General features: G+C 37.9%; 24 protein-coding genes. All 24 read left to right on the top strand.

The features are described 5' to 3' along the window. Positions 1–77: 77 nt before the first annotated feature. The 24 genes from rpsP (at position 78) to fliF (ending at position 23,790) form a co-directional block, all read left to right on the top strand. Positions 78–350 (top strand): 30S ribosomal protein S16, encoded by a 273-nt coding sequence (gene rpsP, locus JIN86_RS08440; RefSeq protein ID WP_004269411.1) that lies wholly within the window; start codon positions 78–80, stop codon positions 348–350. A gap of 15 nt (positions 351–365) precedes the next feature. Continuing rightward, positions 366–599: a KH domain-containing protein gene (locus JIN86_RS08435; RefSeq protein WP_004269410.1), complete on the top strand. Its 234-nt coding sequence runs from the start codon at positions 366–368 to the stop codon at positions 597–599. A gap of 370 nt (positions 600–969) precedes the next feature. Then, entirely contained in the window at positions 970–1,485 is a 516-nt protein-coding gene (gene rimM / locus JIN86_RS08430; protein WP_202341663.1) for a ribosome maturation factor RimM, read from the top strand. Continuing rightward, positions 1,485–2,222, top strand: coding sequence for a tRNA (guanosine(37)-N1)-methyltransferase TrmD (trmD, locus tag JIN86_RS08425; protein WP_202341690.1), 738 nt, complete (start codon positions 1,485–1,487; stop codon positions 2,220–2,222). Before rimM ends, trmD begins: the two co-directional genes overlap by 1 nt. A 116-nt stretch (positions 2,223–2,338) precedes the next feature. Further along, entirely contained in the window at positions 2,339–2,683 is a 345-nt protein-coding gene (gene rplS / locus JIN86_RS08420; RefSeq protein ID WP_004269407.1) for a 50S ribosomal protein L19, read from the top strand. 105 nt (positions 2,684–2,788) lie between these two features. Then, positions 2,789–3,358, top strand: a complete 570-nt coding sequence (lepB, locus tag JIN86_RS08415) for a signal peptidase I (protein ID WP_004269406.1) — start codon at positions 2,789–2,791, stop codon at positions 3,356–3,358. Between the two features lie 56 nt (positions 3,359–3,414). Continuing rightward, entirely contained in the window at positions 3,415–4,290 is an 876-nt protein-coding gene (ylqF, locus tag JIN86_RS08410; RefSeq protein ID WP_004269405.1) for a ribosome biogenesis GTPase YlqF, read from the top strand. A 164-nt stretch (positions 4,291–4,454) separates the two neighbouring features. Continuing rightward, positions 4,455–5,216 (top strand): ribonuclease HII, encoded by a 762-nt coding sequence (locus tag JIN86_RS08405; RefSeq protein ID WP_004229288.1) that lies wholly within the window; start codon positions 4,455–4,457, stop codon positions 5,214–5,216. 56 nt (positions 5,217–5,272) lie between these two features. Beyond that, the gene (locus JIN86_RS08400) at positions 5,273–7,159 is read left to right on the top strand and encodes a hypothetical protein (protein ID WP_004229285.1); all 1,887 of its coding nucleotides are present in this window, start codon (positions 5,273–5,275) and stop codon (positions 7,157–7,159) included. Continuing rightward, positions 7,156–7,458 (top strand): EscU/YscU/HrcU family type III secretion system export apparatus switch protein, encoded by a 303-nt coding sequence (locus JIN86_RS08395; protein ID WP_048391628.1) that lies wholly within the window; start codon positions 7,156–7,158, stop codon positions 7,456–7,458. The genes JIN86_RS08400 and JIN86_RS08395 overlap by 4 nt, the downstream gene beginning before the upstream one ends. Positions 7,459–7,620: 162 nt before the next feature. Beyond that, positions 7,621–8,781, top strand: coding sequence for an ADP-forming succinate--CoA ligase subunit beta (gene sucC, locus JIN86_RS08390; RefSeq protein ID WP_004229281.1), 1,161 nt, complete (start codon positions 7,621–7,623; stop codon positions 8,779–8,781). A gap of 17 nt (positions 8,782–8,798) precedes the next feature. Next, a complete protein-coding gene (gene sucD / locus JIN86_RS08385; protein ID WP_202341662.1) occupies positions 8,799–9,701 on the top strand; it encodes a succinate--CoA ligase subunit alpha in 903 nt (300 codons plus the stop codon). 198 nt (positions 9,702–9,899) lie between these two features. Next, positions 9,900–10,796 (top strand): DNA-processing protein DprA, encoded by an 897-nt coding sequence (gene dprA / locus JIN86_RS08380; protein WP_202341661.1) that lies wholly within the window; start codon positions 9,900–9,902, stop codon positions 10,794–10,796. 91 nt (positions 10,797–10,887) lie between these two features. After that, on the top strand, positions 10,888–12,966 hold the full coding sequence (gene topA, locus JIN86_RS08375) for a type I DNA topoisomerase (protein ID WP_004229276.1): 2,079 nt from the start codon (positions 10,888–10,890) through the stop codon (positions 12,964–12,966). 19 nt (positions 12,967–12,985) lie between these two features. Continuing rightward, positions 12,986–14,299, top strand: a complete 1,314-nt coding sequence (gene trmFO, locus JIN86_RS08370; RefSeq protein WP_004229274.1) for an FADH(2)-oxidizing methylenetetrahydrofolate--tRNA-(uracil(54)-C(5))-methyltransferase TrmFO — start codon at positions 12,986–12,988, stop codon at positions 14,297–14,299. Between the two features lie 287 nt (positions 14,300–14,586). Next, the gene (gene xerC / locus JIN86_RS08365) at positions 14,587–15,486 is read left to right on the top strand and encodes a tyrosine recombinase XerC (RefSeq protein WP_004229272.1); all 900 of its coding nucleotides are present in this window, start codon (positions 14,587–14,589) and stop codon (positions 15,484–15,486) included. 21 nt (positions 15,487–15,507) lie between these two features. Further along, entirely contained in the window at positions 15,508–16,053 is a 546-nt protein-coding gene (hslV, locus tag JIN86_RS08360) for an ATP-dependent protease subunit HslV (protein ID WP_004229270.1), read from the top strand. Continuing rightward, entirely contained in the window at positions 16,053–17,453 is a 1,401-nt protein-coding gene (gene hslU, locus JIN86_RS08355) for an ATP-dependent protease ATPase subunit HslU (RefSeq protein ID WP_004229268.1), read from the top strand. The genes hslV and hslU overlap by 1 nt, the downstream gene beginning before the upstream one ends. Positions 17,454–17,540: 87 nt before the next feature. Then, positions 17,541–18,320: a GTP-sensing pleiotropic transcriptional regulator CodY gene (gene codY, locus JIN86_RS08350; RefSeq protein WP_004229266.1), complete on the top strand. Its 780-nt coding sequence runs from the start codon at positions 17,541–17,543 to the stop codon at positions 18,318–18,320. Positions 18,321–18,637: 317 nt separating this feature from the next. Further along, the gene (locus tag JIN86_RS08345; protein WP_202341660.1) at positions 18,638–19,987 is read left to right on the top strand and encodes an IS1182 family transposase; all 1,350 of its coding nucleotides are present in this window, start codon (positions 18,638–18,640) and stop codon (positions 19,985–19,987) included. 896 nt (positions 19,988–20,883) lie between these two features. Beyond that, complete coding sequence (flgB, locus tag JIN86_RS08340) at positions 20,884–21,276, top strand: flagellar basal body rod protein FlgB (RefSeq protein WP_004269305.1); 393 nt, start codon at positions 20,884–20,886, stop codon at positions 21,274–21,276. A 3-nt stretch (positions 21,277–21,279) separates the two neighbouring features. Continuing rightward, positions 21,280–21,741, top strand: coding sequence for a flagellar basal body rod protein FlgC (flgC, locus tag JIN86_RS08335; protein WP_004269304.1), 462 nt, complete (start codon positions 21,280–21,282; stop codon positions 21,739–21,741). A gap of 26 nt (positions 21,742–21,767) precedes the next feature. Then, positions 21,768–22,073: a flagellar hook-basal body complex protein FliE gene (gene fliE / locus JIN86_RS08330; RefSeq protein ID WP_004269303.1), complete on the top strand. Its 306-nt coding sequence runs from the start codon at positions 21,768–21,770 to the stop codon at positions 22,071–22,073. 121 nt (positions 22,074–22,194) lie between these two features. After that, complete coding sequence (gene fliF, locus JIN86_RS08325) at positions 22,195–23,790, top strand: flagellar basal-body MS-ring/collar protein FliF (RefSeq protein WP_004269302.1); 1,596 nt, start codon at positions 22,195–22,197, stop codon at positions 23,788–23,790. Positions 23,791–23,799 lie beyond the last annotated feature (9 nt).

The following is a 23,799-nucleotide window of genomic DNA, read 5'->3' as shown; positions in this document are numbered from 1 at the left end:
GAAAAAACACTTTACAAACAACCTAAACATTGATAATATACTATCTTGTGTGAAACTTATTCGGAGGTGCTATTAAAATGGCAGTTAAAATTCGCTTAAAACGTATGGGAGCTAAAAAATCTCCTTTCTATCGTATCGTAGTTGCAGACGCTCGTTCACCACGTGACGGTCGTCAAATCGAAACAGTTGGAACTTACAACCCACTAACTCAACCAGCTACTGTAAACATTGATGAAGAGAAAGCTCTTAAATGGTTAGCTGACGGTGCAAAACCATCAGATACAGTACGTAACCTGTTCTCAGAACAAGGTATCATGGAAAAATTCCATAACCAAAAATTCAGTAAATAATCGGGGGCGACGTCTTTGAAGCAGCTGATTGAAGCAATCGTTTTACCGTTAGTCGATTATCCAGAAGAAGTTCGTATTGAGACGGATGAAAATGCAAATCGAATTGTTTATAAACTTTTTGTTCATCCAGAGGATAGAGGGAAAGTCATAGGCAAGCAAGGGCGAGTAGCAAAAGCGATTCGTACAATTGTTTATTCAGCGGCAGGTAGTCACCATCAAAAGAAGACCTACGTCGATATATTGGATTAATAGAAAAGATTTTCACGCTCTTGCAACAAGTACTAGTGAGTCCTGATAGGTGTGTTTACATGTCGCTTAGGAGTTCGAAGTGGCCTTTTAGTATAAAGCGTAAAATCTGGACGAAAAAGGAGGGAGCTTGTAGGTTCCTTCCTTTTTTTATCTTTTTTTAGCATCAGCATATCGCTATGATCTGTTTAAGTGGAAAATAAAGCTTAAATAAGGAGTATAGCTAAAGGATATTGCTTATATTATTGTTGACAAGACAAATGCGTCTTAGCTAAAACTACATTCTTCCAAAGCACATCTGCAAGAACGGAACCTTATTGGGATGAGCCAGATGCTTTGAGAAGATAAGCATGTTTTTACGAGGTGAAATAGAATGGAATGGTTTAATGTAGGTCGAATTGTCAATACGCATGGTATTCGTGGTGAGGTACGTGTATTATCGACAACAGACTTTGAAGAAGAGCGCTTTACAGTAGGAAATAAGCTTGCTGCCTTTAAAAAGGACGATAAGAAGCCAACCTGGGTAACGATTGAATCTGTGCGTCGTCATAAAAACTTTATTTTATTAACTTTTGAAGGCATGAACAATATCAACTTGGTTGAGCCATTTAAAGAAGGCATGCTGAAAGTGACAAAAGATCAAATGAGTGATGATCTTCTTGAAGAAAATGAGTTCTTTTTCCATGAAATAATAGGCTGCACAGTTATTTCTGAAGAGGGCGAAACAATCGGTGTTGTAGCAGATATCCTGCAAACAGGGGCAAACGATGTATGGGTAGTCAAAGGGACTAAGAAAGAACACTATATCCCTTATATAGAAGATATCGTGAAAGATATTGATGTTATGGACAAAAAAATAGTCATTCATGTTATGGAAGGCTTATTATGATGAATATTCATGTATTGAGCCTGTTCCCTGATATGTTTTCAGGCGTTTTTGGTGCATCTATTTTAAAGAAGGCCCAAGAAAAGGGAGCTGTAAATTTAGAGGTAACGGATATTCGTACATTCTCAGGGAACAAGCATAATCAGGTTGACGACTATCCATATGGTGGTGGTGCAGGTATGGTATTAAAGCCTGAACCGATGTTTAGTGCAGTAGAGGCTATTACTGCAGGTAAACAGCCACGTATCATATTAATGTGTCCCCAGGGTGAACGATTTACGCAGAAAAAAGCAGAGGAGCTAGCGCAGGAAACAGAGTTAGTGTTCCTGTGTGGTCATTATGAAGGCTATGATGAGCGTATACGGCAGCACCTCGTGACAGACGAGATTTCCATTGGCGATTTTGTCTTAACAGGTGGAGAATTAGGCGCTATGACTGTTATTGATAGTATAGTGAGATTGTTACCAGGTGTCTTAGGACAAGAGGATTCTCATATCCAGGATTCTTTTTCAACAGGTCTCCTTGAGCATCCACATTATACACGTCCTGCGGAGTTCCGTGGCATGAAGGTACCTGATGTTTTATTATCGGGGAATCATGCTAAAATCGAGCAATGGCGAGAGGAACAGTCGCTGAAGAGAACTTTTGAGCGCCGTCCTGACTTACTGGAGCAATACCCATTAACAGACAAGCAAAAATTGTATCTAGAAAAACTAAAAAACAATCGTCTAGATGCTTGATTGCCGAATCTATTTATGATAACATCTAATCTGTACTTCTATGTGGAGTACTGAATTACGGTGTTCCGCTGTGGCATAGATTGCGTGCATGAGCATCTGTCTAAGGAGAGAAAACAATGTCAAACATTATTGCAGAAATTACAAAATCTCAGCTTCGCTCTGATCTACCAACTTTCCGTCCTGGTGATACTGTTAAGGTACACGTGAAAGTAGTAGAGGGTACTCGTGAACGTATCCAAATTTTCGAAGGTGTAGTAATTAAACGTCGTGGTGGCGGAATTAGCGAAACTTTCACAGTTCGTAAAATTTCTTACGGTGTAGGTGTTGAGCGTACATTCCCTGTACACACACCAAAAATCGCTAACTTAGAAGTTGTACGTCGTGGTAAAGTACGTCGTGCTAAACTTTACTACCTACGTAACCTACGTGGTAAAGCTGCTCGTATTAAAGAAATTCGATAATTATGACTTAAAAGTGAGGGGCTTGTGTTCAAGCCTCTTTTCTTTTTGCTTGTCATCTTTATTGACTATCATCTAAAATGGTGTTAGACAAGGGGGCAATTCTCAATGGAAAAACAAGTGAAAGAAAAAAATGAATTATGGGAATGGACAAAAGCACTATTAATTGCATTTGCGATTGCTGCAGTTATTCGATATTTTTTATTTACACCCATTGCAGTTGATGGAGAGTCCATGATGCCAACCCTTGAAGATGGCGACCGAATGATTGTGAATAAAATTGGTTATAAAATAGGTGAGCCTAAACGTTTTGATATCGTTGTATTTCATGCACCTGAACAAAAAAATTACATAAAGCGTGTAATTGGATTGCCAGGAGATACACTAGAGTATAAGGATGATCAATTGTATATAAATGGTGAGCCAATTGATGAACCCTATTTAGATGCCTATAAAGCGCAAATCACAGAGGGCACTTTAACAGAAGATTTCACCTTAAATGACATTGATGTTTCCTTGGATAGCAATACCATTCCTGAGGGGTATATCTTTGTTATGGGAGATAATCGTCGATATAGTAAAGACAGTCGACATATTGGCCTTGTGAACCAAAAAGAAATTATTGGTAATACCAGTCTGATTTTCTGGCCATTTAGTGACATAAAAATTGTAAAGTAATGTATGAAAGGGAGAGCATAATCACTCCCTTTTCTTTTAGTTTAGGAGGTATAGCTGTGACGATACAATGGTTTCCAGGGCATATGGCTAAAGCCCGACGTGAAGTAACTGAAAAATTAAAGCTTGTCGATATTATCTTTGAATTAATAGATGCACGTTTACCGCTATCCTCACGTAATCCGATGATTGACGAAGTCATTAACCAAAAACCGCGTCTTTTGATCTTAAATAAAGCGGATATGGCAGATGAACAAGAAACACGGAAATGGGTAGAGTATTTTGCAAAGCGTGGCCATAAAGCTGTAGCCATTAATTCACTTGAGGGTAAGGGCTTACAGCAAGTCACAAAAGCGGCGCAAGAGATTTTAAAAGAAAAATTTGATCGCATGAAAGCAAGAGGAATGAAGCCTAGAGCTATTCGTGCCATGATTGTGGGTATTCCAAACGTGGGAAAATCCACATTGATTAATCGATTAGCGAAAAAAAATATCGCTAAAACGGGCAATACACCAGGTGTGACAAAGGCACAGCAATGGATCAAAGTTGGTAAAGAGCTTGAACTATTGGATACACCAGGTATTTTATGGCCAAAGTTTGAGGATCAAGAAGTAGGCTTTAAATTAGCTTTAACTGGAGCTATTAAGGATACTATTACAAATATGGAAGACCTAGCTGTCTATGGGTTGCGATTCTTATCTAATCATTATCCAAAGCGTATGGATGAGCGTTACGGTCTCGAATTTATCCATGAGGAGTTAGTGGATACTTTTGACCATATTGGTAAGCTACGTCGTGTATTTGGTCCTGGTGGAGAAATAGATTATGACCAAGTAGCTCAACTAATTGTTCGAGATATCCGAGGATTACAATTAGGTAAACTTACCTTTGATTTTGTGGATGAGCAGTTAGAAAAAGAAACTGAACAATTATAAGTATTTAAAACTGTCACACGTTCTTTTGTGACAGTTTTTCTTTTAGGAATACATTTTTTAACCGATAATGACTATAGAGAGGAAAATAGTTTTCAAGTTAAAGAGACTACATAAGAACTGAACATGCTATAGTTTGAATGAATAGAAGCAAGAAGGAGTACACAATGAAAACCATTAAGGAAATTACAACTGCATTGAAAGCTGCTGAGGAATGGCAAGATTGGATGAAAGAAATTACAGCAGATGAAAGAGCAGGTGTACAAAAGGCATGGCTAACTTGGCAAAAGAGACAAGATAAAAAACATCAATTACTGCAAGAGCATCAAAAAAAAGTTGCATTCGATTTAAGCTATGGGAGAACAGATACATTTATTGCTGGTGTAGATGAAGCAGGACGGGGACCGCTAGCAGGGCCAGTCGTAACGGCAGCAGTAATTTTACCGACAAATTGTGAGGCACTTGTTGGTCTGAACGACTCAAAGCAATTATCGAAGGACAAACGAAACTGCTTTGCAACATTAGTTAAAGAGCATGCCGTAAGCTATTTTATTCATTTTCAATCTGCCCAACAAATTGATGAACTGAATATATATGAAGCAACAAAACAATCTATGAAGGTAAGTGTTGAATCATTGTCGACAAAGCCTGATGTTGTTTTAGTAGATGCTATGACATTACCTATTACAATTCCTCAAGATTCGATTATAAAAGGAGATGCAAAGAGCTTAGCGATAGCAGCCGCATCCATTTTAGCTAAAACGGCACGGGATGAGTATATGGAGCAATTAGACGAGGAATTTCCAATGTATGGCTTTGGTCAACATGCGGGGTATGGGACAAAGCAACATTTAAAAGCGTTAGAGGAATTTGGACCGACTATTCACCATCGTAAATCATTTGAACCAATAAAATCTATGTTTTCATAAAGCTAAAAAACAATAGACAATTACACGAAGGAGTAATTGATGAAAGGAGTATGTATATGACAGCCACATCATTTAATCCAATTCAACTGCAGCAAAATGCAATGACTTCGACAAATCAACCACTTGCTTTAAAACAAGGACAAGTATTTCACGGAACAATTAAGCAATTATATCCAGATCAAATGGCAGAAATCCAAGTAGGTAATCAAAAATTTATAGCTAAACTCGAAGTGCCGTTAAAAGCTGGGGATGCCCATTTCTTTCAGGTAACAGGGACAAATCCACAAACGGAATTGAAAATAGTGACTGGACCGATGGCGCAGGCATCTACACCAAGTCAGCAAATTAATCAGTTATTAGAATCCATGAATTTACCTAAATCACCAGAGATGCAGCAATTATTAGGGCATTTTATGAAAGCGCAGCTACCCATTTCTAAAGAACAAATGCTGCAAGCTGAAATGTGGTTAAAGGCATTACCAGAGGGTATATCAAAAGTAGATGCTCTACAAACCATTCAAAAAATGATAGAGCTAAAAATGCCTATGATAAACGATGTGTTTCAAGCATTGATGAGCGGTCAAAAGACATCTGGTATGACCGCTATCATGGATAACTTTGCTCAACTTTTAGCGAAGGATACAACTCTATCTGAGTCATTGAGGCAAAATTTATTGCAACAAGTACAAGCGATTGCCAAGCCCTTTGAAGTTGAAACAGGTAGTGCAGTGCTTGCAAGGCTTTTACAAAGTTTAACGAATAGTGCTGCAACAGTGAATGAAAAAATGCAAGCTTTATCAATGCTAAAAGAGTCGGGGATTCTTCCTCAGCAGGCTACATTGCAAAACTGGTCAAAAATTGAAGCAAAAGCCTTTCAGCCAATACAGCAAGCTGGTCAAGTTATTCAAACTATTCTTGCTACAAAGCCAGAAAATGCTAGTCAACTGGTGGAACAGCTTAAATCATGGACCGGAAGTCAAAATTTATTAACGAATGAGCAAAAACAGCATATCAATCAGCTGGTGGATCGTTTTAATCAGTTACCAGTATCAAAACAAACGCTAGAGGTTTTTGCTAAACAAATGCAGGATCAGTTATTAAAAGCATTTACTCAAAATACAGCTGATCGTTTATTTACACAGGACGCCCATGCACTTTCAGTGAAAGATCATTTGTTATCCCTATTTAAGCAAGAGGCCAATTCTCCTTCACAGAATGAGGCACTCATGCGCAATCTGGTGAAAAATAGTATTAATTCTTCGCAATCATTTATACAGCAAGTTGTGACACTAGCAGATGCACAAGTACAAAATTCAATGGATAGTAAAGCGATGGAGCATGCACTTAAAACGGTGTTGAAAAATTTAGGAATTAGCTATGAGGCAACACTAGGAAACAGGTCGGCTGATTTACAAATGATTGCGCATCAGCTAAAGCCACAACTCCATACATTATTGCAGGAAACTAATATACCACCTCAAATGAAGGAAGCGGCAGAGATGCTTATGACGCGTATGAATGGAATGCAGTTATCTTCAGGAGAAAATGGTCATCAACATCAGCTCATCATGCAAGTCCCACTTGAATTTTTTGGAAAGAAGATGGATGCAACCTTACAATGGAATGGTCGCATGAAAGATAATGGCAAAATTGATGCTAATTATGCACGCGTATTATTTTATTTACAAATGGCATCTATGCAAGAAACAGTGATTGATATGCAAGTTCAAAATAGAGTTGTCACAGTAACGGTCTTTAATGAAAATTCGGAAATTCAATCACTTGCTGAGCCGTTGAAGGCTGCTTTAAAAATTGGGCTAGCTGAAAAAAATTATCAACTTTCAGGTGTGTTTATTAAACAATTTGACAAAGGGCAAACGGAAAAAGTAGGTCCTGTAGTAGAACAGCGAGAGGAGCAGAGTGGGGTGGATATCCGCGTATGAGCGAAGAAAAACTTACTCGGAAAGAGGCAATTGCGCTTACGTATAAGCTTGGTCAATTTGATAGTCCCACTGTTGTAGCAAAGGGGAAAGGGAAAATTGCTGAGAACATTTTGGCAAGAGCAAATGAGCATAATGTGCCGATTTATGAGGATCCTAACCTTGTGCAGTTGCTTGGTCAATTAGATTTAAACGAGTCTATTCCGGAAGAATTATATCAGGCAGTAGCAGAAGTTTTCGCATTTATTTATCGTTTGGACCAACAACATGCGCAAAAATATAGAAAAAATGAATTATTCTGATTATTTTTACAAGCTGTTTTAGTACACAAAATAGAAAAAAGCGTCATAATAAGAGAGAAAATTCGAACTAAAGACAAAGTGTAGACTTTATCAGAATCTTTCGTTAGAATAGTCTATGTTAGTAAAACAATTCTATGCAAATGTTTGATGGGAGGATGTATTATGAATATCCATGAATATCAAGGGAAAGAGATTCTGAGAAAATATGGTGTAGCTGTACCAAACGGAAAAGTTGCTTTTTCCCCTGATGAAGCAGTAAAAGTAGCGAAGGAACTTGGCTCAAACGTAACAGTAGTCAAGGCGCAAATCCATGCAGGTGGACGCGGTAAAGCAGGCGGTGTCAAAATCGCTAAAAACCTTGACGAAGTGCGCACATACGCAAAAGAGTTATTAGGAAAAATTTTAGTGACTCATCAAACAGGTCCAGAAGGAAAAGAAGTAAAACGTTTGTATATTGAAGAGGGTTCTGATATCCAAAAAGAATACTATTTAAGTCTAGTATTAGACCGTGCTACATCTCGTGTAACAGTGATGGGATCTGAAGAAGGCGGTATGGATATTGAAGAAGTAGCAGAAACAAATCCGGAAAAAATCTTCAAAGAAGTAGTAGATCCTGTTGTTGGATTAACAAGCTTCCAAGCACGTCGTATGGCGTTTAATATGAACATTCCAGCAAACCTTGTAGGGAAAGCTGTTAAATTAATGTTAGGCTTATATCAAGCATTTATCGACAAAGATGCATCAATTGTAGAAATTAATCCACTTGTGGTAACTGGACAAGGCGAAGTAGTAGCATTAGATGCTAAATTCAATTTTGATGCCAATGCATTATATCGACATAAGGATATTGTCGAATTACGCGATTTTGACGAAGAAGATGCAAAAGAAATCGAAGCTTCAAAATATGACCTAAGCTATATTTCATTAGATGGAAATATTGGCTGTATGGTTAACGGTGCTGGTCTTGCCATGGCAACGATGGATACAATTAGTTATTATGGCGGAAGCCCTGCTAACTTCCTAGATGTAGGGGGCGGTGCTACAGCTGAAAAAGTAACAGAGGCTTTCAAAATTATCCTTTCTGATTCAAACGTAAAAGGCATTTTTGTCAACATCTTTGGTGGAATTATGAAGTGTAACATTATTGCTGAGGGTGTTGTAACGGCTGCTAAAGAGATTGGTTTAGCTGTGCCATTAGTTGTACGTTTAGAAGGTACAAATGTTGAACTTGGGAAAGAAATTTTAAATGCATCTGGTTTAAACATCGTTGCAGCGGATTCAATGGCTGACGGTGCACAAAAAATTGTGGGACTAGTAGGCTAAGGAAGGCAGGGAGAACAATGGCTGTATTTATTAACAAAGATACGAAGGTAATTGTACAAGGGATTACGGGCGAAACAGCTCTTTTCCATACGAAGCAAATGCTTGAGTATGGTACTAAAATCGTAGCAGGTGTAACACCAGGTAAAGGTGGACTTGAAATCGAGGGAGTTCCTGTTTTCAATACAGTAGCAGAAGCTGTAGCTGCAACAGGTGCTACAACTTCAGTTATCTATGTACCTGCACCATTTGCGGCAGATGCAATTTTAGAAGCTGTTGATGCTGAATTAGAATTAACAATCTGTATCACAGAGCATATTCCTGTCCTTGATATGGTTAAGGTTAAACGTTATATGGAAGGCAAAAACACTCGCCTAGTAGGTCCAAACTGTCCAGGTGTTATTACAGCTGATGAATGTAAAATTGGTATCATGCCTGGTTATATTCATACAAAAGGCCATGTAGGAGTTGTTTCTCGTTCTGGTACATTAACATATGAAGCAGTACATCAATTAACACAAGCTGGAATTGGTCAAACAACTGCAGTAGGTATTGGTGGAGACCCTGTCAACGGTACAAACTTCATTGATGTGCTTGAAGCCTTTAATAATGATCCAGAAACTTACGCAGTCGTTATGATTGGTGAAATCGGTGGTACAGCTGAGGAAGAAGCAGCTACATGGATTAAAGCAAATATGACAAAACCTGTTGTAGGCTTTATTGGTGGACAAACTGCACCTCCTGGCAAACGTATGGGTCACGCTGGAGCAATCATTTCTGGTGGTAAAGGAACAGCAGCGGAGAAAATTAAAGCAATGAACGAAGCTGGTATTGAAGTTGCAGAAACACCTTCTGTAATTGGTGAAACATTGATTAAAGTAATTAAAGAAAAAGGGCTATACGAAAAGTGTAAAACCCATTAAAATGGAAGATGTAGCCATTACGGCTACATCTTTTTCATTACTTATACACTGTTTATCATACTTCATTCAACAATTACCTACTTACTTATGAAAAAATCAACAATTTTGGGGCAGATTTTATAAATAATAATGCAATGTTGTGTTGAAAATTATCATGCGGTCATTTAATTTCTTCTATTATAAAAGGAGGTTTATTGAATGATTCTCGCAGTAGATACGCAGAGATTACTAGCCTTACATTATGTATACCCATTACCACTTCAGAAACTTCAGCAACTGTTGTCCCCTGTGAATATTTTAAGCTCTTTTGAAGACATTCATTATGACGACATCGCAAAAGTTTTACAAATATCGGCACATAAAGCACATCAACTTTCTCGGCGCTTTCGACAAATTATGACAACACCACTTGAAGAGGCCTATGCACAGGCTAATATTTTTCCCATCCCGTTTTATCATCCCTATTTCCCGGCGCAATTATTTGAAATATCAAGTCCACCTACTGTATTGTATGTGAAAGGTCAATATTCCCTGTTAGCAAATAAAAAACAGATAGCTATTATAGGCTCTAGGAAGGCGACAGCGTATTCAAAAAGAGCGATAGACTTAATTGTCCCGCCGCTTATTCAACGTGATTATACGGTTGTTAGTGGGCTTGCAAGAGGTGCAGATACAATGGCACATAGGGCGACTATCGATATGGGCGGTCATACAATAGCAGTGCTTGGACATGGTTTTAATTATCTCTATCCATCAGAAAACCGCATTCTTGCTACACAAATGGCAGAGCACCAGTTATTAATGACAGAATACCCCCCTTATATGAAGCCTGAAAAATGGCATTTCCCAATGCGTAACCGGATCATTAGTGGTTTATCTCGAGCATTAGTTGTGACAGAAGCGGCATTAAAAAGTGGCACGCTTATTACAACAGAGCTTGCATTAGAGCAAGGAAAAGATGTGTTTGTGGTACCAGGACCTATAGACGCAACTCAATCAAAAGGGACAAATCAATTGCTTTTTGAAGGAGCAATTCCCATAGTGAATGGTCATCAAATCATTGAAACATTAGACCTCTTTTCTAACAAAAATTGAAAAAAAGTTGCATTATCTTAAAATCTGTTATACATTTTGCAACAGGTAACTTAAAAAATTAGTAATAGACCTCGCTAAGGGGGAGACATAGATGGCGGATTATTTAGTGATTGTAGAATCACCAGCAAAAGCAAAAACAATTGAACGTTATTTAGGAAAGAAATATAAGGTGAAAGCGTCGGTTGGACACGTACGGGATCTTCCACGTAGTCAGATGGGCGTTAGCGCGGAAAATAATTTTGAGCCTAAATATATTACGATACGTGGTAAAGGACCTGTGTTACAGGAATTAAAGTCTGCAGCTAAAAAAGTAAAGAAAGTTTATCTAGCGGCCGATCCAGACCGCGAGGGAGAAGCCATTGCTTGGCACCTTGCGACTGCATTAAATATTGATATTCACTCAGATTGTCGTGTTGTATTTAATGAAATTACTAAAGATGCAATTATAGAGTCTTTTAAAAATCCACGTCCAATTAACATGGACTTAGTAGATGCGCAGCAAACAAGACGTATATTGGATCGACTTGTTGGCTATAACATTAGCCCAATTCTATGGAAAAAGGTGAAAAAAGGTTTATCAGCAGGTCGGGTACAATCTGTAGCACTACGCATGATCATTGATCGTGAAAATGAAATTAAAAACTTCCAACCTGAAGAATATTGGACAATCGAAGGAACGTTTGAAAAAGGAAAAAAATCATTTGATGCCCTTTACTATGGGAATGGTAAAGACAAAATAAAATTAACAAATGAAGCGCAAGTAAAGGCAATTTTAAAAGATGTTAAAGGAACAAACTTTGATGTTGTCAATGTAACGAAAAAGGAACGTAAGCGTAATGCTGCACCAGCCTTTACAACATCATCTTTACAGCAAGAAGCAGCACGAAAATTAAATTTCCGTGCTAAGAAGACCATGATGCTAGCTCAGCAATTATACGAAGGTATAGATATTGGAAAAAAAGAGGGGACAGTCGGGCTAATTACTTATATGCGTACTGATTCCACACGTATTTCTGATACGGCAAAAGCAGAAGCGGTTACGTACATTGAGGGCAAATATGGAAAAGAATACATTGCAACAGATATAAAACAAACAAAGAAAGCTTCAAATGCACAGGATGCGCACGAAGCAATACGTCCAACAAGTACAATGCGGACACCGGATGAATTAAAGGCGGTACTTAGCCGTGATCAGCTACGCTTATATCGCTTAATTTGGGAGCGCTTTATTGCGAGTCAAATGGCACCAGCAGTACTTGATACTGTAGCTGTAGATCTTCAAAATGGTGATGTTTTATTCCGTGCAAATGGTTCACAAGTTAAATTCGCAGGCTTTATGAAACTATATATTGAAGGTACTGATGATCAAACTGAAGAGACGACAAAACTTTTACCTGAGATGGAAATTGGTGATCAAGTAAAATCGCTTGAAATCGAGCCTAAACAACATTTTACACAGCCACCACCACGTTATTCTGAGGCGCGACTTGTTAAAACAATGGAAGAACTAGGAATTGGGCGCCCGTCCACATATGCACCGACCCTCGATACAATTCAGCGCCGTGGCTATGTTGTATTAGATGCTAAACGCTTTATGCCAACAGAGCTAGGAGAGATCGTACACCAACTCGTACTAGAATTTTTCCCAGATATCATAAACATCGAATTCACCGCACAAATGGAACAAGATTTAGATGATATTGAAGAAGGCAATCGACAATGGAAAAAAGTTGTGGAAGAATTTTATAAGGACTTTGAAGTCCATGTAAAACATGCGGATGAAGCTATGGAAAAGGTTGTCATTAAAGATGAACCTGCAGGGGAAGACTGTGAGCTTTGTGGATCTCCAATGGTCTTTAAGCTTGGACGATATGGCAAATTTATGGCTTGTTCTAATTTCCCAGATTGTAGAAATACAAAAGCAATTATGAAGCCTATTGGTGTGAAATGCCCTTCCTGTGAAACTGGCGAGATTGTGGAGCGAAAAAGTAAAACAAAGCGTCTATTCTATGGTTGCAATCAGTATCCTGAATGTGAATTTGTCTCATGGGACAAGCCAATTAATAGACCATGTCCAAAATGTAGTGCATTATTAGTAGAGAAAAAGATAAAAAAAGGTGTGCAAATTCAATGTACGAAGTGTGACTATGAAGAAGCACCAACTCAATGATAGGAAGATGGTAAGAAACATGACTGAACAAGTAGTAAATGTTATTGGAGCAGGACTGGCAGGTAGTGAGGCAGCTTGGCAAATTGCTAAGCGGGGTATAAAAGTGAAACTTTATGAAATGCGTCCAGTAAAGCAGACTCCAGCGCACCATACTGATAAATTTGCAGAACTTGTTTGTTCTAACTCATTGCGGGCAAACGGTTTAACAAATGCTGTAGGCGTTATAAAAGAAGAAATGCGTATGTTAGATTCTGTTATCTTAAAGGCAGCAGACCAATGTTCAGTACCTGCTGGAGGGGCCTTAGCAGTAGATCGTCACGAATTTGCAGGGTATGTAACTGATACTGTGAAAAACCATCCACTTGTGGAGGTTATTCATGAAGAAGTCACAGAAATTCCAGAAGGTATTACAGTTATTGCAACAGGACCTTTAACTTCAAAAGCTTTAGCTGAAAAAATTCAAGGTTTAACAGGTTTAGATTATTTATACTTTTACGATGCAGCAGCACCTATTATCGAAAAAGATAGTATTGATATGAATAAAGTTTATTTAAAATCTCGTTATGATAAAGGGGAAGCGGCTTATTTAAACTGTCCTATGACAAAGGAAGAATTCGATCGTTTCCGCCAAGCATTAATCGAAGCTGAAGTTGTACCATTGAAGGAATTTGAAAAAGAAATTTACTTTGAAGGTTGTATGCCAATAGAAGTCATGGCAGCTCGTGGAGAGAAAACTATGTTATTTGGTCCGATGAAGCCAGTAGGTCTTGAGGATCCAAAAACAGGAAAACGTCCATATGCAGTTGTTCAACTTCGTCAAGACGATGCAGCAGGCACGCTTTACAACATTGTAGGCTTCCAAACGCATTTAAAATGGGGGCCACAAAAGGAAGTGCTACAGCTTATTCCTGGGTTAGAGAATGTAGAAATTGTTCGCTATGGCGTCATGCACAGAAACACCTTCATTAATTCACCGAAAGTTTTAGAAAAAACATATCAACTTCGTGAGCAAAAGAATATTTTCTTTGCAGGTCAGATGACTGGTGTAGAAGGCTATGTTGAATCAGCAGGTAGTGGATTAATTGCAGGAATAAATGCAGCTCGTTTAGCATTAGGACAAGAGCCCGTTATTTTCCCATTCGAAACGGCATTAGGAAGCATGGCGCGTTATATAACAGAAGCGCAGTCGAAAAACTTCCAGCCTATGAATGTAAACTTCGGTATTTTCCCTGACTTACCACCTGGTCGTCGTTCTAAACCAGAGCGTGCGGAAATGCATGCAGCACGCGCAATAAGCACAATTCGAAATTTTGTGAATTCACAAACAATTTAATTGCCAAAAGCCTCTAAAAGTTGTTATACTCTTAGAGGCTTTTTCTTTTTGTAGACAAAATGCTTAATTAGACGTATTTTATTATTTTGTATGGAGTTTTTCTCAAAATATAACTATTTACACTTGCTATATTATGAAGATAGGTTTAGTGTCAATATGTATGTTTATTAATGATAAGAAAAACGATACAAACTTGTAAGAGATGACAAAGAATTGTATATCCGTTATATTACAAGTGTCAGTCATTTAAGAAAATTATTAATAAATTATTGGTGGTGAATCTTTCTGTGTTAGTTTCGTCCCAAGATGCACTCGAACAGTTCATGCTTTACATCCAAGTTGAAAAGAACTTCTCTGTTCATACAGTGCGAGAATATGAATCAGACCTGCTAGATTTTTTAACCTTTTTACAAACGGAGGGAATCGATGATTTAGCAAGTGTTGAATATATACATGCACGTCTTTATGTAACAAAGTTGTACGATGAGAAAAGGGCAAGGGCTTCTATTTCAAGGAAAATTTCCTCGATACGCTCCTTTTTTCGCTTTCTAAATAGACAGTACGGATTAGATGACGGAGCATTTCGTTCGCTTTATCATCCGAAAAAAGAATCACGTTTACCTAATTTTTTCTACGAAGAGGAATTGAAACAGTTATTTGATGCGAATACTGGTGATGATTTGAAATCATTAAGAAATATAGCTATATTAGAGCTGTTATATGCAACAGGTATTCGTGTGAGTGAACTGACATCAATTCAAGTAGAGGATGTAGATTTTCATTATTCGATTATACGAGTAATGGGCAAAGGTCGAAAAGAACGAATCATTCCATTTGGTCAATTTGCGAGTTTAGCAATGCAGGACTACATAGAGCAAGCTCGTCCACGATTGATGAAAAAAACGAATCATCTGCAGTTGTTTGTCAATATGCGTGGTGGGGAACTTACTCCTAGAGGGGTACGTCATATTTTAAACGAAATGATTGACAAGGCCTCACTCCATACAAAAATTTACCCACACATGCTTCGCCATACTTTTGCTACTCATTTATTGAATAATGGCGCAGATTTGCGGACGGTGCAGGAGTTATTAGGTCACTCACATTTATCTTCTACACAAGTTTACACACATGTAACAAAAGAGCATCTTCGTCAAACATATATGAATGCTCATCCAAGGGCATAATAGAGCTAAGGAGGAAGGTAGATGGGACAAATTCATGCAACAACAATATTTGCGGTTCATCATAACGGAGGCTGTGCCATGGCTGGTGATGGTCAAGTAACATTGGGAAATGCAGTTGTGATGAAGGGTACAGCAAGGAAGGTCAGACGTCTGTTTAATGGGCAAGTCCTCGCTGGTTTTGCAGGTTCAGTTGCTGATGCCTTTACACTTTTTGAAATGTTTGAAGGCAAATTAAATGAGTATAACGGTAATTTACAACGCGCAGCCGTTGAGGTAGCGAAGCAATGGCGTGGTGATAAAATGCTGCGCCAGCTAGAAGCGATGCTACTAGTAATGGATAAAACGACTTTATTACTCGTTTCGGGTACAGGAGAAGTGATTGAACCTGATGATGGCATTTTGGCCATTGGTTCTGGGGGCAATTATGCATTGTCTGCAGGTAGAGCATTAAAAAAATATGCAGGTGAAACAATGACTGCTCGTGAAATTGCTGAAGCGGCATTAGAAACAGCTGCTGAAATCTGTGTATTTACAAATCATAATATTATCGTGGAGGCGCTGAACTAATGACACAAAAAAATTTAACGCCAAGACAAATTACTGAGCATTTAGATCGTTACATTGTTGGGCAGAATGAAGCTAAGCGAGCAGTAGCTATTGCGTTACGAAACCGCTATCGTCGTTCGTTGTTAAATGAAGATATGAAGGCTGAAGTTATTCCGAAAAATATTTTGATGATTGGGCCAACTGGTGTCGGTAAAACAGAAATAGCCAGAAGAATTGCAAAGCTTACCAATGCCCCTTTTGTAAAAGTTGAAGCGACAAAGTTTACTGAAGTAGGCTATGTGGGTAGAGATGTTGAATCAATGGTCCGTGACTTGGTAGAAGCTTCTCACCGTCTAGTTAAAGAAGAAATGATGGAGTCTGTCAAGGAACAAGCAGAAGAATTAGCAAATGAAGCAATCGTGAAACTTTTGGTGCCTTCTTTACGTAAAAAACAGGCGATGCAAAATCCGTTTGAAATGCTATTTGGTGGGAAAGAACAACCAACAAATGATGATTCATCAGCAGATGATGGAGAAGTTCGCTCGAAACGTGCTCAAATTGCCATTGATTTACGCAATGGTAAGTTAGAAAATGAGTGGGTTACTGTAGAGGTAACAGAACAAAATCCATCCATTTTTGATGCGTTACAAGGAACAGGAATGGATATGTCTGCGAATAGTGGTATGCAGGATATGCTATCTAGTTTAATGCCTAAAAAACAGAAAAAACGCCGTGTGCAAGTAAAAGACGCGCGTCGTATTTTAACAATAGAAGAAGCAAATAAGCTGATAGATGCTGATGAAGTAGCACAGGAAGCCATTAATAGAGCTGAGCAAACGGGTATCATTTTTATTGACGAAATCGATAAAATTGCTAGTAAAGAAGGAAATACTTCGGCGAATGTCTCCCGCGAAGGAGTTCAACGTGATATTTTACCAATTGTAGAAGGTTCTACTGTCACTACGAAGTATGGTGCAGTGAAAACAGATTATATGCTGTTTGTTGCTGCTGGGGCATTTCATATGTCAAAACCATCAGACCTAATTCCCGAGTTACAAGGCCGTTTTCCAATTCGGGTAGAGCTTGAAAAATTAACAAAACAGGATTTTGTCCGTATTTTACAAGAACCAGATCAATCATTAATTCTGCAATATAAAGCGCTTTTAGAGACAGAAGGCGTAGAAATTCATTTCACGACAGATGCTATTGAACGGATTGCTGAGATAGCAACTGAAGTGAATCAGGAAACAGACAATATTGGAGCTCGTCGTTTACACACGATATTAGAACGTTTACTGGAAGAACTATCGTTTGAGGCATCTGAGATTGCGCCAGCGAGTATCCCAATCAATGCGGCGTATGTGGATCAAAAACTTGCGGGAATTGTAAAAAACAAAGATTTGTCACAGTTTATACTGTAAGATAAAGCTGATTAGTATCATTCAATAGTAAAAACCTTTAGAATATTTAGTAAATACTCTTCGGATTATTTATAGGAGGAACATATAATGAATTTATTAGAAAAAACACGTAAAATTAACTCGATGCTTCAAGCTTCTGCTGGTAAGCCTGTAAACTTTAAGGAAATGGCAGATACACTAGGAGATATCATTGATAGTAATGTCTATATTTTAAGCCGTAAAGGTAAATTATTAGGTATTTCAATTCACCAACAAATTGAAAATGAACGTATGAAAAAAATGTTTGAAGAGAGACAATTCCCAGAAGAATACACACATAGCTTATTTACGATCTCTGAAACATCTTCAAATTTAGATATTAATAATGAACATACTGCTTTCCCAGTAGAAAATAAAGATTTATTCCAAAATGCTTTAACAACAATTGTACCAATCGTTGGCGGTGGTGAGCGTTTAGGCACATTAATTCTTGCTCGTTTATCTTCACAATTTGAAGATGATGATCTAATTTTAGCTGAATATGGTGCAACAGTAGTTGGTATGGAAATTTTACGTGAAAAGTCTGAAGAAATTGAAGAAGAAGCTCGTAGCAAAGCTGTCGTGCAAATGGCTATTAATTCACTTTCGTACAGTGAGTTAGAGGCAATTGAACACATTTTTGAAGAACTTGATGGTAATGAAGGTTTACTAGTTGCTTCTAAAATTGCTGATCGAGTGGGTATTACACGCTCAGTGATCGTAAACGCATTACGTAAACTTGAATCAGCTGGTGTCATTGAATCTCGCTCTTTAGGCATGAAAGGTACTTATATTAAAGTGCTAAACGATAAATTCTTAAATGCTTTAGCAGAAATTAAAATGAAATAAATACTTCTTTTAAGAAGCTAATGAAAGCGTCTATGGTAAACCATAGACGCTTCAGACTGTAGACAAACTCAATGAATTTTGAGTTTGCCTACAGTCTTTTTTCTTTTACAATAAAATAATGTAAAGCCGTTGATTTCCACTACGGGCGGACGCTTTCCGCGGGCGGGGTCGAGCTGCTTCCCTCGCTTCGCTCAGTCCAGGATCTCGACTTTCCCGCTTTTCCCGCAGGAGTCGCCACCCTTCGTTCCAATCAACTTCTACATAAAGAATTCCTTATTCATCTATTGATAAAAAGTACACTTTCGAGGTGATCAACCATGATGACGAAAAATCAAATCAATGAACGTGAACAATTAGAAATGCTAACGATTGATCAATTAGTTCCCCAAGATCATTTAGTACGAAAACTAGAGGCGGCTATTGATTTTTCATTTATCTATCCTTTAGTAGAAAACCTCTACTCTGCTAAAGGACGCCCTAGTATTGATCCTGTTGTTCTCTTTAAAATGACGTTTATTCAGTACGTTTTTGGTATACGGTCCATGCGTCAAACCATCAAAGAGATTGAAACGAATATGGCGTATCGTTGGTTTTTAGGATTTGGCTTCCATACAGAAGTTCCGCATTTCTCTACCTTTGGTAAAAATTATGTCCGTCGCTTTCAAGACACTGATATATTTGAGCAGATATTCTATCGTATATTAAAAGAGATTATGCATCAAGGACTCCTCCATGCAGACCATTTATTTATCGATTCTACGCATGTGAAAGCGAGTGCGAATAAACGAAAGTATGATAAAAAAGTTGTGCGAAAAGAAACACGGGCTTATGAAGAGAAACTTCAATTAGAGTTAAATATTGATCGTGAGGAACACGGAAAAAAGCCCTTTTCCCCGGAGAAATTTGAAAAAGAAGAATGGAAAGAAATAAAGGAAAGCACGACAGATCCTGAAAGTGGATATTACGTGAAGGATGAACGTACGAAACAGTTTGCGTATTCTTTTCATGCAGCGACAGATGAAAAGGGCTTTGTCTTGGGTGCCATTGTGACTCCGGGAAATGTGCACGATAGTCATGTATTACAGCCACTTGTGGAAAGAATCATTAAAAACGTTCAAAAACCATTAGCTGTTGCGGCAGATGCAGCCTATAAAACACCCGCAATTACAAACTTTTTATTAGAGAATCAAATGTTGCCTGTTCTTCCTTATACACGTCCTAAAACGAAAGATGGTTTCTTCCGAAAGTATGAGTATATATATGATGAGCACTATAATTGTTATCTTTGTCCACAAGGACAGATATTGAAGTATACGACAACGACTAAAGAAGGGTATCGTCAATATAAATCGAATCCTTTGATTTGTGCGAAGTGTCCGAGCCTATCCCAATGTACAGAAAGTAAGCAACATCAAAAACTCATTCAACGTCATATTTGGGAATCATATGCAGAGGAAGCAGAACATTTACGTCATTCCAATGACATCAAACAAATCTATGCAAAGCGCAAAGAAACGATTGAGCGTGTCTTTGCCGATGCAAAGGAAAAGCATGGTATGCGATGGACAACCTTAAGAGGTATAAAAAAATTGTCCATGCAGGCGATGCTTACTTTTGCTGCCATGAATTTAAAGAAACTGGCTACTTGGACGTGGCAAGTAGCTTAAGAGAGCAACTATGCTCGAAGCGTCTATGGTAAACATAGACGCTTTTTATGTTGTTGAAAAAGATAATTTGAAAAAGATCTTTTAGAAAGGTGAGGGGGTGCATTAGGGTTCGTCATCGTCCATTTTAGAGGCGTGGACAATGAATCCGTTAGTCGACCATGAGGAAAAGTGACCTTTCAGACTAGCGATCGTAATTTTTGCTTTTAATGTAGAACGGTGGAGTAGAAGGCTAATTGATTCCCTTGTGAGAAAGGGGAGACTTTAAACTGAGTGAGAGAGAAGTGTAGTGGCAAGTATGTAGCGTGGAATGAAAGCCTTTTTCATCTTTCGTAAAATGTATTGTTTTTCAAAACTATGATGCTGTCTATGGTAAATATAGACGTTTTTTTGTGTATTTTCGAAATTTTAGGGCACTTATTTTTTAGAGTATTAATACAAAAACATGGATTTCGTTGCTTTTATCCTAAAAATGTTCGATAATTTGTCACGACGATTAGCATATAAAAAATGCTGGTATGTTACTTTGGAATAATGGTGAATAAACTAATGGTCACTCTATAAAAAATACTCCCACAGTGATCGAGCTAGTAAAAAGGGACCTTTATTTAAAAGGATTAAAAAAGGCGATTAACCTCATAAAAAGGCATTTTTCACAATAAAATCGTAAACACTGTCGAAATGGTGTAAAATAACTAGATGATTATTAATCCTTACTGAAGCCTAGAGACACAAAGGATGGGGAAGTTTTGTCATGGTTAAGGAGTAGAAAAAATAGGGCGTATAGACTATTAAAAAGTGACAAAAGACAATAGACACTAGGTATCATCTTAATTACAATTGTATTATTGGATAAATTAACAAGTACATAGATTTTAAATAAAATGAGGTGAGCAGTTTTGAATTTATTTGGAGGAACTATTAGTAGCCTGGAAAATGGACTTTCCTATGCCACTTTAAATCATAAAACAATCGCAAATAATATCGCGAATGTCGATACACCTAATTATAAGGCGAAAAATGTTAGTTTTAAGGATATGTTGGAAGAGCAGAAGAGCATAGCTATTTCTGCATACCGCACTGATAATAGACATTATGATTTCACGTTTCGACAAGCTACACCAGGTGTCAATATTGTTGAGAACTTGCGATATAGAAACAATGGGAATGCTGTAGATATGGATGCTGAGCAAGCGAAATTAGCAGAGAATCAAATTTATTATAATGCTCTAATCGATCGTGTTAATGGGAAATTAAACACATTGAATACTGTTATTAAAGGAGGTAAGTAATAGATGTCTATTTTTCATGGGATGAATACCACTGCCTCCGCTTTAACAGCGCAGCGTTTACGTATGGATGTTATTTCTTCTAATATGGCTAACATGGATACAACTCGCGCTCGTCAAGTAAATGGGGAATGGGAACCATATCGACGTAAGTCCGTGACGCTGTCAGCACAAGAAGGACAATTTTCAAATTTTTTGAATGTAGCACTAGGTAAAAATGCAAAAAGTGGTGTTGGTAATGGTGTAAAAATTACTCGAATCTCAGAAGATCAAGAAACACCTTTCAAACTTGTATATGATCCAACTCATCCAGATGCAAATGCAGATGGTTATGTAAACATGCCCAACGTCGACCCATTGAAAGAAATGGTTGATTTAATGTCGGCTACTCGTTCTTATGAGGCTAATATAACTGTATTTAATGCGAATAAATCCATGCTTACAAAGGCTTTAGAGATTGGTAAATAAATTTAAGTAGAAAGGAAGATACATACATGGCCATTTCGTCCATTTCGCTAATGACACCTACTCAGGTTGTAAATAACACGAATAAGCTGAATGCTACACCTTATGAAGCGCAACAAAGCTTCGCGAACTCGTTAAAAGAAGCAATTGCAAAGGTAAATGATCAACAAATAACTTCTGATAAGTTTACTCAGAAGCTAATTAAAGGTGAAGATGTGGAGTTGCATGAAGTGATGATTGCTTCGCAAAAGGCAAGCATTACCCTAAATGCAACAATTGAAGTTCGCAATAAGGTGATTGAAGCTTACCAAGAAATAATGCGCATGAGTGTTTAATTTTATTGTAAAGAGTAAGTAAACTCTTTTCAATATAGATTAACAACCACCACTTAGAGTGGCTCATTATGTTCGCAAATTATTGATGGCTAGGTTATTCACTATAACCGGAGGATTCATAATGAATGAACGATTGACAAAAATAAAAAACGACACCAGTCAATTTTGGACAAGTCGAAGTAAAAAGCAAAAAATAGTTATGATTGGCTCCGTAGTAGGTGTAATCGCATTAGCAGCAATTGTGACATTTTTTGCTTCCAAAACTACATATGTTCCACTTTATAAAGATTTATCAACACGGGAAATTGGACAAGTAAAGGAAGCGCTAGATTCCCAAGGTGTGACCTATCAAATTGCTCCAGGTGGAACATCTATTTTAGTGCCAGAAGAGCAAGTTGACTCCTTATTAGTGCAATTAGCTTCAGAGGGGTATCCACAAACAGGTTCAATCGATTACTCATTTGCTAATAGTTCAGGATTTGGTATGACTGATAATGAATTTAACCTATTAAAAAAAGCAGCTACTGAAACTGAAATTGCTAAACTTTTCAAAAATCTGGAAGGTGTAAAAGATGCAAAAGTGATGATTACTGTTCCTGAGGAAGGTGTATTCGTAACGGATGTTCAAGGAGAGGCAACCGCATCTATCGTTTTAAATACTGATCCTGGCTATAAATTTACAGAACAGCAAATAACTACAATGTACAATTTAGTGTCAAAAAGTATTCCGAATTTAAAGACTGAAAATATCGTGATCTCTAACCAATTTTCAGAGTACTTTGATCTGAATGCCGCAACAGCTGATGGTACTTCCACAACAACAGCTGAAGGCCAATTACAAATGAAGAAATTGGTAGAACGAGATCTACAACGTCAAGTGCAAAATATGCTTGGAACGTTGATGGGACAAGATAAAGTAATGGTTTCTGTCACAACGGATATTGATTTCAAGAAAGAAAATCGTGAAGAAAATCTTGTGACACCTGTTGATGAAGAGAATATGGAAGGTATTGCCATAAGTGCTCAGCGAATTACAGAGCAATATTCTGGTACAGGAGCAGCTGCCGCTGCTGGAACCCCTGAAGCTGAAACAACTACTGATAACTTCACAACTTATAATGAAGGTGCAGCAGGAAATGGTGATTATGAACGTACGGAAGAGACGATTAATAATGACGTGAACCGTATACGTAAGGATATTCAAGAAGCTCCTTATAAAATTCAGGATATTGGGATTCAAGTAATTGTTGAACCACCGACAGCAACTGACGCAGCGTCATTACCAGATGGTGTTCAAGAAGATATTGAGAAAATTTTAAGTACAATTGTACGTACAACAATTTCCAAAGACGTAGCAGCAGAACTTACTCAAGAGCAGATCGATGAAAAAGTGGCGGTATCTGTACAACCATTATACGGTAAGGCAACAGAGGTAGCTGATGAAAAACCAATCATTCCATGGTGGGTTTGGGTTATCGGGGGTATCTTGTTAGCTGTTATCTTATTACTAGCATTCTTCATTATCCGTTCACGTAAACGTGCGAAGGAAGAAGAAGAGTTAAGTATCCTAGAAGAACAAGAAGAATTAATGGTTGATGATATTAATGAAGAAATTGAAACGGAAGCTACAATGCGTCGTAAGCAGCTAGAAAAAATGGCCAAAGAAAAGCCAGACGATTTTGCAAAGTTACTGCGTAGTTGGATTGCTGAAGACTAACTAGGAGGT

The organism is Lysinibacillus sp. HST-98 (genome assembly GCF_016757845.1).
GTDB classification, from domain to species: Bacteria; Bacillota; Bacilli; order Bacillales_A; family Planococcaceae; genus Lysinibacillus; species Lysinibacillus capsici.
This window is presented reverse-complemented; position numbering and strand designations above follow the sequence as displayed.

Coding starts and splice junctions, on each gene's coding strand:
- JIN86_RS08400 (WP_004229285.1), top strand. CDS start 5,273: ATGACAGCCACATCATTTAATCCAATTCAACTGCAGCAAAATGCAATG.
- fliE (WP_004269303.1), top strand. CDS start 21,768: ATGGCCATTTCGTCCATTTCGCTAATGACACCTACTCAGGTTGTAAAT.
- JIN86_RS08405 (WP_004229288.1), top strand. CDS start 4,455: ATGAAAACCATTAAGGAAATTACAACTGCATTGAAAGCTGCTGAGGAA.
- codY (WP_004229266.1), top strand. CDS start 17,541: ATGAATTTATTAGAAAAAACACGTAAAATTAACTCGATGCTTCAAGCT.
- topA (WP_004229276.1), top strand. CDS start 10,888: ATGGCGGATTATTTAGTGATTGTAGAATCACCAGCAAAAGCAAAAACA.
- rplS (WP_004269407.1), top strand. CDS start 2,339: ATGTCAAACATTATTGCAGAAATTACAAAATCTCAGCTTCGCTCTGAT.
- JIN86_RS08345 (WP_202341660.1), top strand. CDS start 18,638: ATGATGACGAAAAATCAAATCAATGAACGTGAACAATTAGAAATGCTA.
- rpsP (WP_004269411.1), top strand. CDS start 78: ATGGCAGTTAAAATTCGCTTAAAACGTATGGGAGCTAAAAAATCTCCT.
- JIN86_RS08395 (WP_048391628.1), top strand. CDS start 7,156: ATGAGCGAAGAAAAACTTACTCGGAAAGAGGCAATTGCGCTTACGTAT.
- flgC (WP_004269304.1), top strand. CDS start 21,280: ATGTCTATTTTTCATGGGATGAATACCACTGCCTCCGCTTTAACAGCG.
- sucC (WP_004229281.1), top strand. CDS start 7,621: ATGAATATCCATGAATATCAAGGGAAAGAGATTCTGAGAAAATATGGT.
- fliF (WP_004269302.1), top strand. CDS start 22,195: ATGAATGAACGATTGACAAAAATAAAAAACGACACCAGTCAATTTTGG.
- hslU (WP_004229268.1), top strand. CDS start 16,053: ATGACACAAAAAAATTTAACGCCAAGACAAATTACTGAGCATTTAGAT.
- hslV (WP_004229270.1), top strand. CDS start 15,508: ATGGGACAAATTCATGCAACAACAATATTTGCGGTTCATCATAACGGA.
- dprA (WP_202341661.1), top strand. CDS start 9,900: ATGATTCTCGCAGTAGATACGCAGAGATTACTAGCCTTACATTATGTA.
- trmD (WP_202341690.1), top strand. CDS start 1,485: ATGAATATTCATGTATTGAGCCTGTTCCCTGATATGTTTTCAGGCGTT.
- sucD (WP_202341662.1), top strand. CDS start 8,799: ATGGCTGTATTTATTAACAAAGATACGAAGGTAATTGTACAAGGGATT.
- trmFO (WP_004229274.1), top strand. CDS start 12,986: ATGACTGAACAAGTAGTAAATGTTATTGGAGCAGGACTGGCAGGTAGT.
- lepB (WP_004269406.1), top strand. CDS start 2,789: ATGGAAAAACAAGTGAAAGAAAAAAATGAATTATGGGAATGGACAAAA.
- rimM (WP_202341663.1), top strand. CDS start 970: ATGGAATGGTTTAATGTAGGTCGAATTGTCAATACGCATGGTATTCGT.